This is a genomic window from Klebsiella sp. CN_Kp066, assembly GCF_040065135.1.
In the GTDB taxonomy this organism is placed as follows: domain Bacteria; phylum Pseudomonadota; class Gammaproteobacteria; order Enterobacterales; family Enterobacteriaceae; genus Klebsiella; species Klebsiella oxytoca.
Genome location: NZ_JBEAIU010000023.1, coordinates 218,755 through 232,227 on the forward strand (window position 1 = coordinate 218,755; position 13,473 = coordinate 232,227).

Below are 13,473 nucleotides of genomic sequence, written 5' to 3' on the forward strand. Positions count from 1 at the left end.
GGAATAAGTGATTATGTGCAAAATTATCAAAAAAAATAGCCTCCCGGCTGGGGTGTTCTCGGGGCTGGTCGTCTTATTTTTTGTCACCCCCAATGCTCAAGCGGCCTGCACTATAACCAGTACGCCAGCACCTGCTGCGCTGCAAACGTATTCGTTGCCAATTAATCGGATCTCTCCTAATGTCCATAACAATAATGTTTTATTGAGTGTGCGGAAATATTTTGATGCCGCAGCGGTACGTTGCGCTACGGGCACGATTTACTGGGTCCATAAAATAGAAAATACCTCCGGTACTACCGGCGTATTTGTTAATGGTTCGCCGGTGTATAAAACTAATATTAACGGCCTGGGGGTATATTATACTCGTAGTAATTCAAGCGGCATGGAGGTAGGCTCAACGGGCCCAGGTATTGTCCTGGTGCCTGAAGTGAACATGAACCTAATTAAGTTAAATAACTCTACGATTAGCGGCGTCTTAGATGCCTCGACGCTCCCGGTGGTGAGTTTCTACGCAACTGAATCCAGCAGCGGTGCATTCAACAGCGGCGCGGTGCAAATTACTAAAATGGCTTTCAGAGGCACCGTAAGTTATGTTGTCCCCAGCTGTAGTGCTCAGGATAAAGATATTTGGTTGGGAGAATATACCACCGGCGATTTCACTGGTAACTCAACGACGCCGTGGGTGGATGCCAGTATTGTACTGACCTGTGATGCGACTTTTCGCAATGCTTACAACAATGTTGCGGATTCTTATATAACGGGCAATATCACTACGACCACCAGACCTGATAATTATTATTCCGTATCTCTGGAGTCCGTTAATGGTTTTGTTGACAGCTCGCGAGGCATCATGGCGCTGGACAGCGGTGGCGCCACCGGTCTTGGCGTACAGATATCCCGTACCCGGTCGGAACAGGCATGGTCCTCTCTGGCATGGACTGGGGAAAATAAAGCCGGAGCCAATACGATTAACATTCCGCTCTATGCTCGTTATATCCAGACTGATAGCAATGTTAGTGCCGGGCAGGCGAACAGTAAACTTCTGTATACCGTTCAGTATAAATAAAAGCATTTTTCAGGAAAGTATTATGCAGCAAGAAAGGGAAGTGAGTCCGCTGGTGCTGAACGGCCTTAAAGCTTTGGAGCGAGAACTTGATAAATATTATCGCGGTAGATCTTTTATCTATCTGCCAGCAATGCATTTGCAGTCAGAATGCTATTGCCATTTAACCCGCAAATATATCGTTGTAGGCGTCTCGCCTCCGGCGGAAAATATGTTTCTCAAACGCCATATTAGCCTTAAGGATTCTCTGGCAACTATCATTAAGAAACTTAATTTATATCGAGAGTATCGCTCTCAAGACAGGTGTGAATTTTGCTACTTTCTTAATAATTTAAAAGAAGATGAGCGAAGAATTTTCAGTATGTTATGTAAAACAAGCAATTATCGAATGGCTGCAAATGAACTTAACATTAATGAAAAGAATCTGCGGCGAAAAGTTTATACTTTTACGCAAAAGATGAGTATTCCAAATCGGCGTTGGTTTCTCTGGTGGATTACCTATATGAGCAGGCGCCGACCCCATTTTTTTAACGTAAGCGCGGATTAGCAAAAATTAATCTATGACTACCGTCATGGTTGAAAAACAGCACGTCAGGATTGGGGATTCTTCGCTTGCCACTGGAATATGTTTTATCTAGAATCTTCGCTTTCGGAGAGAGAAAATGTCCGTTGCAGATTCCCTGTTTGCTTACTCTTTTGCTGCCCTGCTGCTCACCCTTACCCCAGGCCTGGATACCGCGCTAATTTTACGAACCGCGACCGTTGAAGGCGGAAAAAAAGCCTTTCAGGCGGCGTTGGGTATTGATACGGGATGTTTTATCTGGGGAGCTGCGGTCGCCTTCGGTCTTGGGGCGCTGCTGGCGGCATCGGAACTGGCGTATGACCTGCTCAAATGGTGCGGGGCCGTCTATTTATGCTGGCTGGGCATTCAGTTAATTCTCAAGCCGCGTCGTCATTTGGTTCATCAGGACAGGGCGGCGGCCCCGGCAAGTAACTGGTTTGTAAAAGGGATGATGGGGAATGTGCTCAATCCGAAAATGGGGATCTTTTACGTCTCTTTCCTGCCGCAGTTTATTCCGGCAGGGCACTCGCCCATCGCCTGGACGTTCCTGCTGGTCGCCATTCATGTGGCGATCGGCACAATCTGGTCATTAACGCTGATTGTGACCAGCCGCTCTGCCGCTCGGCTATCAAAAACGCCGCTGTTCATTCGGTGGATGGATCGCGCGACCGGCGGCCTCTTTGTGCTGTTTGCTGCCAGGCTGGCTTTTAGCCACCGCTAAATCCTGCCGGGCAGGGATGCCCAGCTTCTCGCTCCCACATTTCGTTGCTCACCGAAGCATCCACCGACCTTTGCCGTAAATTTCTTCTCCTGGAGGCCGCGCGCTTTCGCGTGGCGTTGCTTGCGCGTCGGGTTAATCGCAATCATAATGAAAAGAGAATAATATTAAAAATTATTCTCTTTTTGAGAATAATAATGGAGGGGAGTGGGTGAACGTTTTTCAACTCAGGCCGGAGTGGAAGGCCTTTCTGCTGGCGCTGGCCGGATCGGTGGTACTGATCGTCGGTATGGGCTATGGCCGGTTTGCCTATACCGGGATCCTGCCGCTGATGCTTAATGAACAGGTACTGACGCTACGCGAAGGTAATCTCGCCGCTTCGGCAAACTATGCCGGTTATCTGGCGGGGGCGCTGCTGCTGGCGAAAGCCAGACCCACGGACGCCAGATGGCTGAGCCTGCTTTCCGCGCTATTGACGCTACTGTGCCTGGCTTTACTGGCGGTTTTAGTTTCTCCGCTGGCGATTATCGCGGTTCGCGGTATTGCCGGATTATTAAGCGCGGTGACGCTGATTGCCGCCTCACTCTGGCTGCTCCAGCATATGAAGCACCCAAACGGTGCGCCGGTGCTTTTTTCGGGCGTCGGAATGGGCATATTTTTGTCGGCGGAATTTATCTCCCTGGGGAAGGCGCTGGCGCTCTCCAGCCAGCAGATCTGGCTGATGTGCGCGCTAAGCGCCGGCGTGCTTTTTATCCTCGCGCTGCGTCTATTGCTGAGCCCCGCAGACTACCTTATCGCTTATCAACCCGCAGCAACCGCACAGCATGAGCAGGCCGAGCGGCCGGTGCGCGAGGCATGGAAACTGCTGCTGATTTATGGCCTGGCCGGCTTCGGCTACATTATTACCGCCACCTATCTCCCGCTGTTTCTCAGCGGTTCGCTGAACGCTATCGATCCGGTGCAGATCTGGGCCATCTTCGGTCTTGCCGCCGTCCCCTCCTGTTTTCTCTGGCATCGGCTGGTCATCAGGCTTGGCTACCGCCGCGCGTTTACCCTTAATTTGCTGATCCAGGCCGTTGGCGTGATCCTTCCGGCGTGGAGCCATACGTTGCCGTTTTGCATATTGAGCGCGCTGCTGGTGGGGTGCACCTTTTTGGGCACCGTGACCATCGCGCTGTCCCAGGGGCGGCGGCTGAATCATCTGGTTTCGTTCAATATGATTGCCGCAATGACCGCAACCTACGGCATCGGGCAAATTGTCGGCCCGCTGGTTGCCGGGGCGCTGTATGACCGCAGCGGGTCGTTTAATCCTTCGCTCAGCGCGGCGGCTATAGCGCTGCTGGCTGCCGCTGCTCTGGTGGCAGCGGGGGCGCGGCGAGCCTCAAAGGTCGGAGGCTGATTCAAGGAGCTGGCGCATCTTCTCAAGGGCCGGGGAGGCGTAGCCTTTGCGCCAGATAAGCTGGGTGATCGCCTGGCCAACCGGTTGCAGCTGGCTGGCTTCGGGCAGCGTCAGAGTCTCAAGCACGCTCTGCGGCACGATGCCGGCATAGCCGCCGGAGGCAACGCAGGCGAGCATCGCGTGGTAGGAGCCGACATCCTGGATCTCGATCTCCGCCTCCTCTGATTGCGCCAGAAACGCTTCCCCCATCGCCCGGTAGGTACAACCCTCCGCAAAGGCGGCAAAACGAAAAGGTTGCGGGTGAGCCTGAAGCACCAGCATCAACTGTTCTTGAAAGATCGGGACAAATTCCAGGTCGTCAGGCGGAGGCGCTCCCTGCGGCAGACTCACCAGCGCGCAATCGAGCTCGGCGTCCAGGACTTGTTGAGCAAGTTGCCGGGTTGGCTGGGTCTTAAGGGTCAGTTTGACCTCCGGGCACTGAGCATGAAAGCGGGGAAGCAGCTGCGGCAGGCGGCTTGCGGCGGTGGCGTCCATCGCCCCCATGCGCAGATTACCGCCCGGCGTCGCCGGGTGCAGCGCCTGTCTGGCCTCCTCGGCCAGGCTGAGGATTCTCAGCGCGTAGCCCAAAAAATGCTCGCCGGCGGGGGACAGAAGCATCCTTTTATTGCCGCGAGCAAACAGCTCAACGCCCAGCTCCTCTTCCAACTGGTGAATGCGGGTGGTGATATTGGACTGCGCTCGTCCCAACAGTTTTGCCGCGCGAGTCACGCTGCGCTCTTCCGCCACCGTTTTAAAAATCTCTAATGTGGTGTGGTTCATATTTTTATTCTTAAATTGAAAATAATGTTGATCTTATCATCTCTAAAAGAGATTTTAATGGCCAGAATGCACAAATTTAACAGGGCAAACCATGAAAAACCGGCTGACGCAGCAGCTTGCTATTGATTATCCCATTATTCAGGCGCCGATGGCTGGCGTGTCGACGCCGGAACTGGCGGCAGCGGTCAGCGGCGCCGGCGCGCTCGGCTCGCTGGGGCTGGGGTCGTCAACCATAGAGCAGGCTGAGGCGCTGATTAACCAGACCCGTCGCTTAACCAGCCGTCCGTTTAACGTCAACCTGTTTTGCCACGCACCAGCGGTAAGGGATCGGCAGCGTGAAGCTGGGTGGCTGGCTCGGCTGCGCCCGGAATTTGCCCGCTTCGCCAGCCATCCGCCGGAGATGCTGGCGGAAATCTACCTCAGTTTTAATCAGCAGCCGCGAATGGCCGAGCTGCTGCTCGATCTTGCCCCGGCGGCGGTGAGCTTCCATTTTGGCGTGCCGGATCGTGAAACGCTTCGCCGACTGCGGGATAAGGGTATCGTTACCCTGGCGAGTGCGACCAGCGTGGCAGAGGCGCTGCTGGCCGAGGCGCAGGGAGTCGATATGGTGGTTGCCCAGGGCTACGAGGCTGGCGGCCATCGCGGCATCTTTGACCCCCTGGGGCCAGACGGACGGATGAGCACCTTTACCCTGATTCAGGCGATGAGACGGCATACTGATCTACCGATTATTGCGGCAGGCGGCATCATGGACGGCGCAGGAATCAACTGCGTAATGAACCTGGGCGCAGACGGCGCGCAGCTGGGAACGGCGTTTCTGCTCTGCCCGGAATCGTCCACGGATGCCGGCTATCGTGAAGCCATCACAGGCGCGCCTGACGGGCTGACGGTTTTAACCTCGGCGATCTCCGGACGTCCGGCAAGATGTCTGGTTAACGGCTGGCGTGAAATAAACGATCCGCATCTCGTTCCGGCTTATCCCGTAGCTTATGATGCCGGTAAAGCGCTGGCATCGGCGGCAAAAGCGCAGGGAAATCGTCAATTCGGCGCCCACTGGGCCGGACAGGGCGTTAGCCTGATTCGCGAGCTGCCGGCAGCGGAGCTGATACGAAAGCTGGTGAGCGAAAGCGGGTTTTAATCGCGGATGGCGCGCGGCCATCCGCTCATCGTTAACGGCGGTGGGCGAGGCCGCGAACCAGACGGTCGCCGGCCATCTGCACCCCCTGTACCAGCGCGACCAGAATGAGCACCGTGCCGACCATCACCTCGTTATTAAAGCGCTGATAGCCGTAACGGATAGCCAGATCGCCCAGTCCGCCGCCGCCAATCACGCCCGCCATCGAAGAGAAGCCGATCAGCATGACGATGGTCAGCGTGATGCCTGCCAGCAGGGTCGGCAGCGCTTCCGGCAGCAGCGATTTAAAGATGACGTGCCAGATATTGCCGCCCATCGATAAAATCGCCTCGATACGCCCGTAGTCCACTTCATCCAGCGCATTTTCAGTCAGCCGCGCAAAGAACGGAAAGGCGCCAATGGTGACCGGAACCACCGCGGCGGTACTGCCGAGGGTGGTGCCGATAATCAACCGGGTGAACGGAATCAGCGCGATCAGCAGCACGATAAACGGCAGCGAACGACCAAAGTTGATAATCGCGCCCAGGATGGCGTTGAGCTTCGGCATCGGCGCCAGCCCGTTGCGGCGTGAAATAAACAGCAGCACGCCGGTTGGCAGCCCGAGCAGCACGGTAAACAGCGCTGCCAGGCTAACCATATAAACGGTATCCAGCGTGCCCTGAAGCAACAGCGGCCAGAGATCTTCCCAACTCATGCTACTCCGCATAAGGGCCTCCCGTGTAAACCGTGGCGAGCGAGGAAGTCCCGCTCCGCCTGCGGGTCGTGCAGCAGCGACTGCCTTAGCCGCGACCATGGCGCCACCAGCAAATCGGCAATTCTGCCGCTTTCAATAATCTCACCGTGCTCCAGCAGCGCCGCGTGGTCGCAGAGGGTTTTCACCACTTCCAGCTCGTGGGTGATCAGCACGATGGTGAGGTTCAGCTTCTGATTGATGTCCGCCAGCAGGTTGAGCACTGAGGCCGTGGTCTCGGGGTCAAGGGCGCTGGTGGCCTCATCGCACAGCAGCACATCCGGCCGTGCGGCCAGCGCGCGGGCGATCCCCACGCGCTGCTTTTGCCCGCCGGAAAGCTGAGACGGGAAGGCGGCGGCTTTATCCGCCAGCCCGACCAGCTCCAGCAGTTCCGCCACGCGAGACTGGCGGGCCGCTTTCGGCACTTTGGCTATCTCCAGCGGCACCGCGACGTTGTCAGCGACGCTGCGGGCGTGAAGTAAATTAAAGTGCTGGAAGATCATGCCGGTGCGCAGCCGGTATTCGCGCAGCGCGCTTTTATCCATCCGGGTAATATCATTCCCGTTCACAATAATGCGGCCCGCCGTGGGCCGCTCCAGCAAATTCAGGCAGCGTATCAGCGTACTTTTGCCCGCACCGCTGCGGCCAAGGATGCCGTAAACGGCACCGCCCGGCACATGCAGAGAGACATCGTTTAGCGCCGGTCGGCCTGTTCCGGCATAGGTTTTACTCAGCCCGACAATCTCAATCATGACTGAGGGGCAACCGGGATCACCGAGCCGTTATACTGCTTACGAATAAATTCAGCGACCTGCGGCGAGGTGAGGTCTTTGGCCAGCGCCTTGATGCGCGGATCGTTCGCCAGCGCCGGCGTTGTCACCAGAATATTAGCGTACGGGTTGTTGGTGGCGCTCTCCAGGCCCAGCGCGTCTTTGGCCGGTACCAGCCCGGCTTCCAGCGCGTAGTTGCCGTTTATCACCGCCAGGTCAACGTCATCCAGCGACCGCGGGATCTGCGGTGATTCAATCTCAAGGATTTTCAGGTGCTTCGGGTTTTCCACGATATCTTTCGGCGTTGCCAGGGTGGTCGCCGGGTCGGTGAATTTTGCCGCCAGCTTAATCAAACCCTGATTTTGCAGCAGGAATAGCGCGCGGCTCAGGTTAGTGGTGTTATTCGGTACCGCCACGGTGGCGTTCTCGGGCAGCGATTTAAAATCTTTATGCTTGCGCGAATAGATCCCCAGCGGCTCAATATGGACGGTCGCCGCGACGGCGAAGGTTTTGCCCAGCGCTTTTTCCTGATCTTTCAGATAGGGGACGTGCTGGAAGTAGTTGGCGTCGACGTCGCCGTTAGCCAACAGCTCGTTGGCGTTTACGCCGCTGGTGAGTTCGACGATTTTCAGGTCGAGGCTGGGATCGATCTTTTTAATATAGTTAAGAATTTCGGAGTGCGGCACCGGGTCGGCGGCGACGCGCAGCGCGGCGGCCTGAGCGGAAGTCCAGGCCAGAGAGAGAGACAGTGCAACCCCTGCCAGTTTAAATGCGGCATATTTCATCATCTTATTCCTTGTGTTTGTTGTTATGTTTAAACGATCAATTGCTCGGCGCGTTCGCGAAAAACATCCTGGTAGTAGCGCTCGGCGACATCAGGATGCGAGCGCAGACGCCCTTTCAGGTAATTCCAGCCCACCTCGCGCAGCAGCGGGTTTTGCGGGTCGCTATCCGGTCCGAGGGCTTCGCGGGCCAGCTCATCGGGCAGGGTGTAGACGGGGACCACGGCATCCAGCTGGGCACCGAGGAAGAAAGCGATCGACAGCCGCTGCTGGTCGGCGGGCGGCGAAACGACCCGGTGCACCGTTGCCCGCAGATAGCCGTTGGTCGCCAGCTCCAGCAGCTCGCCGATATTCACCACAAAGCTGCCCGCCAGCGGGGTCGCGTCAATCCAGCGGTCAGGAGAGACTTCGACCTGCAATCCTTTCTGCTCATCCTGCAGCAGGAAGCTGAGAAAGCCGGAGTCCTTATGCGCGCCAACGCCCTGGGCGCTCTGGGTCTCCTGCTGGCCGGGATAGCGGATCAGTTTGATATGTTCATTGGGCTTATCACCATACAGGCCATCGAAGGCATCCTGCGGCAGGCGCAGCGCTTCGGCGAAGGCGCGCAGCAGGGCGATCCCAACCTGGGTCATTTCCCGTTGCCAGGTCAGTAATGTGGGTTTGAGCGAGGGCAACGCCTCTGGCCAGAGATTCGGCCCCTGCAGTCGCTGCCAGCGCGGAGCGCGTTCGCTAAGCTGCAGGGCCGGGCGCTCGGCGCCGATATCGAACTGCTCGCGCCAGTCGGGTTGACCGCGGGTTAATTCAGAAGCGGCGCGGTTGTAGCCGCGAAAATGCGGAGAGTGAATCATTGCCACCCTCTGCTTTTGAGCGTCGGGCAGGGCAAAAAAGGCGCGGGATTGCTGCTGCACGGCCTGCTGCAGCGACTCATCAACGCCGTGGTTGATCAGATAAAAGAAGCCGATATCGCGGGCGGCGTGGCGCAGGTCGGCGAGAAACGCCGCTTTTTCAGCGGGGTCCGCGTAGCGGGCAAGATCCAGTATCGGTAAGGTTGTCGCGTTCATTGTCTTCTCCGAAGGCGGTATTCAGGTGTTTTCGGCGATTCAGGTTCAGGGTTCGGGGACAACAACAGCGCATGATCGATTCCTCAGTCGGGTGGTTGAGGCCAGCTTGCCTTAAGCGAAAATATTCAACCAATAACGTTCTTTTCTAATTTATGACCGCGGAGGGTTCTGTGCTTTTGCGAATTCTGGATAAGGGGCGATAAGGCAGGTTGCGTATAGCGTCGGGAGACAGTATGGTGAGCAAAATTTTTAAATCAGGTAACAAGACGCAATGCAGCATCCAAACGATCCTCTGCACGGCATCACGCTGGAGGCGCTGTTAAACGCGCTGGTCGCGCAATATGGCTGGGCCGAACTGGCGAAACGCATCAACATTAACTGCTTTAAAAGCGATCCGAGCATTAAATCGAGTCTGAAGTTTTTACGCCGTACGCCGTGGGCGCGCAAAGAAGTGGAAGCGCTGTATATCGATTCGCTGTCCGATACCGATACGGCAAAAGCGGAAGCGCCGGCGGATAATCCGTGGGCACACTGGCAGAAAAAGTAAGGCGCGCAGCGGATAATTCCGCGCGCGCCCTGTGCAGTGTTTTACTGAAGATTGCCTGCGGTCAGGCTCTCTTTATCAAAGGCATGGCTGACATCAATATGATTCTGCTGCACAGACGTATCGATATTTGAACCTGCCTCCGGGCGCGCAAAGCTATTCTTTGCGGCCATCGCGCCGGACGAAAGGGTAGCGGCTAACAGCAGTGCGGTGACTACGCCGATATTTTTCATATTTTGTTCCTCATTTCATCGTGTTGTCGCTGTCGCCTGTGTTTTCCGGCGGCCCGGCAATGTTTCAAATTTTATTTCGTCAGCTCAGCGGTCATATGCACGCGGTTATTGAATTGAGCGCTGGTGATTTTGTAAGACGCGCCTTGCTCTGCGGCCTGAGCGGCAATTTTGGCTTCTGCGCGGTCCAGTGTGGAAGCGCTGGCGCTAATGCTCTGCGCAAAAGTACCGAAAGAGATCATAGAGAGTGCGGCAACTGCAACGAAAGTTTTGATGGATTTCATGGTCGTATTCCTTAAGCGTTTTGTCAGTGTTGGAGCGTTGTTGCCCCGATGTGATAAATGATAGGACGGCGACGAGATGATTAAAATCGAAACAATTTGTTCTCATTGTTCAATAAATCTGAATAAAAATTATCGGTTAACGCTATCCTGTTTTGCTAATAAAGTTTGATTACAATCCAGCCTCATTGTCATAACAAATATATAAAAAGTTATTTTTTGACTTTCGATAGATGATTTTCTTGTTTGCTATCATCTGAACGGCGGCAATATAGTTTTTGTACAGCAATAATTGCCGGTGTGCGGCAAATAATCATTATTCACGAATATCTCATTATGATAACGCTCAATAAGATCAGTAAAAGCTTCTCCGGTGAAAGAGTGCTAAAAGAGGTATCCCTCAGCATTCATTCCGGCGAGATTATTTGCATTATTGGCCCCAGCGGCTCAGGGAAAACCACACTATTACGTACACTTAATTTCTTAGAGCCTGCCGATAGCGGGCAAATAAGAATAGATGACGTGGCGCTGGATTGCGCAAAAGCGGGAAAAAAGGAGATTGAAAAACTACGCTCAAAAACCGCTATGGTTTTTCAATCGTGGAATCTTTTTCATAATCTCACCGCACTGCAAAATATTACCGAAGGCCTGATATACGCTAAAAAGCGCCCGCGGCAGGAGGCGCTGGCTATTGCTGAACGACTCTTAAAGCAGGTGGGGTTACTGCATAAAAAAGACCACTATCCGCACAGTCTCTCCGGCGGCCAAAAGCAGCGTATCGGTATTGCGCGGGCGCTGGCGATTAACCCCGCCGTTCTGCTGCTGGATGAGCCGACCTCCGCGCTGGATCCGGAAAAAGTCGGTGAAGTGCTGGAGCTTATTCAGACCATTGCCGCCGCGGGCCAGACGATGATCATCGTGACCCACGAAATGGCGTTCGCCCGTCAGGTCGCTTCCCGGGTGGTATTTATGGAAAACGGTGAAATCGTTGAACAGGGCCCGGCGGAACAGATATTTGGCGCAGCTCAGCAGGGCCGAACCCGGGCGTTTCTTGCGCAACTGCACTATCATGCCTGAGGCTGATGATGAACAATAACCCGCTGTTTAGCTGGCAGGATATCGCCGGAATAGTGCCGAAACTGCTGGAAAATTTACCCGTGACTCTCGGCATAACGCTGGCGTCGCTGCTGCTTGGTTTGACGATCGCGCTGCTGATTGTGCTGCTGCAGTTTAGCCGCTTTAAGCCGCTCAGCGCGGCGGCAAAGGGGTATACCGACATTCTGCGCGGCGCGCCTCTGGCGCTGCTGATCCTGCTGTTTTTCTTCGGCGGCAAATTAATTTTGACCGCGCTGGCGCTGCCGCCGCTGTGGATTAGCGATACCACCTTTGCGGTGCTGTCTATCTCGGTCAGCATCAGTCCCTACTTTGCAGAAATGATGCGTTCAGCGTGGCGCGCGGTGGATAGCGGCCAGAAAGAGGCCATTATCAGCCTGAATATTCCCTGGCATCAGGGAATACGACGGATTATTTTCCCGCAGGGGCTTATTATTGCTATTCCCGTCTTTGGCAATCTTTTAATTAATCTTGTGAAAATGACCTCGCTGGTCAATATTATTGGTATTGTGGATGTTTTTGGCCGTGCACAAAAGATTTCGCAAAATAGCTACGGGGCTAAACAAGTCGCGGCATTTATTAGCGTTATTATCGTCTACTGGGTGCTAAATAGTATTATTCTCTATTTTACCACTCGTATTGAAAAGAAATATCAGTTCCTGCTGGAGTGATAAATTAACATGTTTAGCCTGGCGTTCATTCGGGACAATTTTACGTTTATTTTAAGCGCGCTGCCGGTCACCCTGACGATAACGTTATTATCCTTACTGTTTTCCACTTTGCTGGGCGCAGCGCTGGCGTGGACGATTATTCGTCAGGTACCCGGCGTTCAATGGCTGGCGAAGGTTTTCCTCTCCTTTGGCCGTTCGGTCCCGGTCCTGGTGATGCTGTATTTCTTTTTTTACGTCTGGCCGTGGATTGCCGCCGGGCTGTTCGGCGGCCCGCAGGACACGATGTACCGCTATAAACTTTCGCCGCTGGCGGCGGCGGTCACCGCGTTATCGCTGATCTTCAGCGCGTATTTCGCCGAAACCTTTCGCGCGGGATGGAACGCGGTCGATAAGGGGCAGCGCGAGGCTGCATGGTCAATCGGGCTGAGCGGGTTCACGCAGTTCCGACGCATTATTTTTCCACAGGCGGCGGTATCCGCGCTGCCGAACTTTACCAGCGTGCTGATCGATCTGATTAAAGACACTTCGCTGGTTTACACCATCACCGTTGTTGATCTGATGGCGAAAGCCAATATCGCCGCCGCGCGCGGGTTTCATTTTGTCGAAGCCTACTGCGTCGTGCTGGTGATTTATATCGTGCTGTGCCTGGCGATTGCCAGAGCATTGCGCAGGGCAGAAAGATTTCTGAGCGTCCGCTGGCAAGGCAACGCAGAAAAGAGTGTTCCACGGTTATCATTTTGGGGAAGGTATTTTGAAAAATAAAATTTTACTGGTGAGTGCGCTGGTGTTGGCAATGGGAATGGACGCCGCGCAGGCGGTTGAAAAAAGCCCAAACGCGAAAACGGTTGAGGTTGTCGTCAATGCTAACGGTTTTCCCTTTAGCTTTGTTGACGATAACAACAATATTACAGGCTACGATGGCGACCTGTTAAAGGTGCTGGACCAGCGGTTAACGGACTATACGTTTCATTTTAATGCGGTCTCTCGCGATGCGATGATCGTCGGCCTATCGACCGGCGCCTATACCCTCGCGGCGGATCACTTTTATCTCACCAAAGAGCGGGCGGAAAAATACGACCACTCCGGCGAGCCGACCGGGATCAGCGATTTACGCCTGATTGTACGTAACGATGAGAACGATATTCATAACCTTGGCGATCTCGCCAGCGGTAAGAAAAAACTGGTGCCGATTCATACCTCCGACGCCCGTTATACGGTGATTGAAAACTACAATAAAAAACATCCAGGCCAACAAATTAACCTGCAGCCCAACGGCGAGCAGTCTGCCGCCGATATCTTTAAAGCGGTAGCTTCCGGGGAATACGATGCGGCGATTTATCCTATTGGCGCGCTGCTGGCGTTAAATAAGGCGCTAAATCTTAATCTGAAAGCTTCGGATTCCGTCGGCCTGTTTCCTAACGTCTATTTGTATAAAAAAAATACCGATCCGCAGCTAATCAAAGCGATTGACGCGCAGCTGGTTGCCCTGAAAAAGGACGGCACGCTCGCTGACCTCTCGCGGAAATGGTACGCCGAAGATGTATATGCCCTGCCGGGCGCCAGCGACGTGAAAGTGAATACCGACTGGGAATAAG

At 54.6% G+C, this 13,473-nt stretch carries 17 protein-coding genes; 10 read left to right on the top strand and 7 right to left on the bottom strand.

The window, feature by feature from the left end; translation table 11 throughout:
* Nucleotides 1-13 precede the first annotated feature (13 nt).
* From ABLV75_RS03990 to ABLV75_RS04005, 4 genes are all read left to right on the top strand, one after another.
* Entirely contained in the window at nt 14-1,066 is a 1,053-nt protein-coding gene (locus ABLV75_RS03990) for a fimbrial protein (protein ID WP_004102277.1), read from the top strand.
* A 22-nt stretch (nt 1,067-1,088) separates the two neighbouring features.
* Nucleotides 1,089-1,610, top strand: coding sequence for a hypothetical protein (locus tag ABLV75_RS03995; RefSeq protein ID WP_004102276.1), 522 nt, complete (start codon nt 1,089-1,091; stop codon nt 1,608-1,610).
* Nucleotides 1,611-1,725: 115 nt separating this feature from the next.
* Nucleotides 1,726-2,346 carry a LysE family translocator gene (locus ABLV75_RS04000; protein WP_004102275.1) on the top strand — a complete coding sequence of 207 codons (621 nt, stop codon included), beginning with the start codon at nt 1,726-1,728 and terminating at the stop codon, nt 2,344-2,346.
* 208 nt (nt 2,347-2,554) lie between these two features.
* Entirely contained in the window at nt 2,555-3,742 is a 1,188-nt protein-coding gene (locus tag ABLV75_RS04005) for a YbfB/YjiJ family MFS transporter (RefSeq protein WP_004102274.1), read from the top strand.
* Here ABLV75_RS04005 and ABLV75_RS04010 read toward each other — a convergent pair.
* Entirely contained in the window at nt 3,725-4,561 is an 837-nt protein-coding gene (locus ABLV75_RS04010; RefSeq protein ID WP_004102273.1) for a LysR substrate-binding domain-containing protein, read from the bottom strand. The genes ABLV75_RS04005 and ABLV75_RS04010 overlap by 18 nt on opposite strands.
* Nucleotides 4,562-4,652: 91 nt before the next feature.
* Here ABLV75_RS04010 and ABLV75_RS04015 point away from each other — a divergent pair, with 91 nt between their 5' ends.
* Nucleotides 4,653-5,699 carry a nitronate monooxygenase gene (locus ABLV75_RS04015; RefSeq protein ID WP_004102272.1) on the top strand — a complete coding sequence of 349 codons (1,047 nt, stop codon included), beginning with the start codon at nt 4,653-4,655 and terminating at the stop codon, nt 5,697-5,699.
* A gap of 31 nt (nt 5,700-5,730) precedes the next feature.
* On the opposite strand, the gene ABLV75_RS04020 is transcribed toward ABLV75_RS04015, so the two are convergent.
* The 4 genes from ABLV75_RS04020 to ABLV75_RS04035 are packed head-to-tail and all read right to left on the bottom strand — an operon-like array spanning nt 5,731 to nt 9,039.
* Nucleotides 5,731-6,390 carry a methionine ABC transporter permease gene (locus tag ABLV75_RS04020; RefSeq protein WP_181554191.1) on the bottom strand — a complete coding sequence of 220 codons (660 nt, stop codon included), beginning with the start codon at nt 6,388-6,390 and terminating at the stop codon, nt 5,731-5,733.
* Complete coding sequence (locus ABLV75_RS04025) at nt 6,387-7,178, bottom strand: ATP-binding cassette domain-containing protein (protein ID WP_004102270.1); 792 nt, start codon at nt 7,176-7,178, stop codon at nt 6,387-6,389. The genes ABLV75_RS04020 and ABLV75_RS04025 overlap by 4 nt, the downstream gene beginning before the upstream one ends.
* Nucleotides 7,175-7,981 carry a MetQ/NlpA family ABC transporter substrate-binding protein gene (locus tag ABLV75_RS04030; RefSeq protein ID WP_032704674.1) on the bottom strand — a complete coding sequence of 269 codons (807 nt, stop codon included), beginning with the start codon at nt 7,979-7,981 and terminating at the stop codon, nt 7,175-7,177. The genes ABLV75_RS04025 and ABLV75_RS04030 overlap by 4 nt, the downstream gene beginning before the upstream one ends.
* A gap of 29 nt (nt 7,982-8,010) precedes the next feature.
* Nucleotides 8,011-9,039 (bottom strand): isopenicillin N synthase family oxygenase, encoded by a 1,029-nt coding sequence (locus ABLV75_RS04035; RefSeq protein WP_004102268.1) that lies wholly within the window; start codon nt 9,037-9,039, stop codon nt 8,011-8,013.
* 271 nt (nt 9,040-9,310) lie between these two features.
* Between ABLV75_RS04035 and ABLV75_RS04040 the strand changes: the two genes are divergently transcribed.
* A complete protein-coding gene (locus ABLV75_RS04040) occupies nt 9,311-9,586 on the top strand; it encodes a VF530 family protein (RefSeq protein WP_004102267.1) in 276 nt (91 codons plus the stop codon).
* Between the two features lie 41 nt (nt 9,587-9,627).
* Here ABLV75_RS04040 and ABLV75_RS04045 read toward each other — a convergent pair whose 3' ends face one another.
* Together ABLV75_RS04045 and ABLV75_RS04050 are read right to left on the bottom strand one after the other, a co-directional pair.
* Complete coding sequence (locus tag ABLV75_RS04045; protein WP_004102266.1) at nt 9,628-9,816, bottom strand: hypothetical protein; 189 nt, start codon at nt 9,814-9,816, stop codon at nt 9,628-9,630.
* A 71-nt stretch (nt 9,817-9,887) separates the two neighbouring features.
* Nucleotides 9,888-10,097 (bottom strand): YdgH/BhsA/McbA-like domain containing protein, encoded by a 210-nt coding sequence (locus ABLV75_RS04050; protein ID WP_004102265.1) that lies wholly within the window; start codon nt 10,095-10,097, stop codon nt 9,888-9,890.
* Nucleotides 10,098-10,430: 333 nt separating this feature from the next.
* Here ABLV75_RS04050 and ABLV75_RS04055 point away from each other — a divergent pair, with 333 nt between their 5' ends.
* The 4 genes from ABLV75_RS04055 to ABLV75_RS04070 are packed head-to-tail and all read left to right on the top strand — an operon-like array spanning nt 10,431 to nt 13,472.
* Nucleotides 10,431-11,171 carry an amino acid ABC transporter ATP-binding protein gene (locus ABLV75_RS04055; RefSeq protein WP_004102264.1) on the top strand — a complete coding sequence of 247 codons (741 nt, stop codon included), beginning with the start codon at nt 10,431-10,433 and terminating at the stop codon, nt 11,169-11,171.
* 8 nt (nt 11,172-11,179) lie between these two features.
* Complete coding sequence (locus ABLV75_RS04060; RefSeq protein ID WP_004102263.1) at nt 11,180-11,878, top strand: ABC transporter permease subunit; 699 nt, start codon at nt 11,180-11,182, stop codon at nt 11,876-11,878.
* Between the two features lie 9 nt (nt 11,879-11,887).
* Nucleotides 11,888-12,640 (top strand): amino acid ABC transporter permease, encoded by a 753-nt coding sequence (locus tag ABLV75_RS04065; RefSeq protein ID WP_004102262.1) that lies wholly within the window; start codon nt 11,888-11,890, stop codon nt 12,638-12,640.
* The gene (locus ABLV75_RS04070) at nt 12,630-13,472 is read left to right on the top strand and encodes a transporter substrate-binding domain-containing protein (RefSeq protein WP_004102261.1); all 843 of its coding nucleotides are present in this window, start codon (nt 12,630-12,632) and stop codon (nt 13,470-13,472) included. The genes ABLV75_RS04065 and ABLV75_RS04070 overlap by 11 nt, the downstream gene beginning before the upstream one ends.
* Nucleotide 13,473 lies beyond the last annotated feature (1 nt).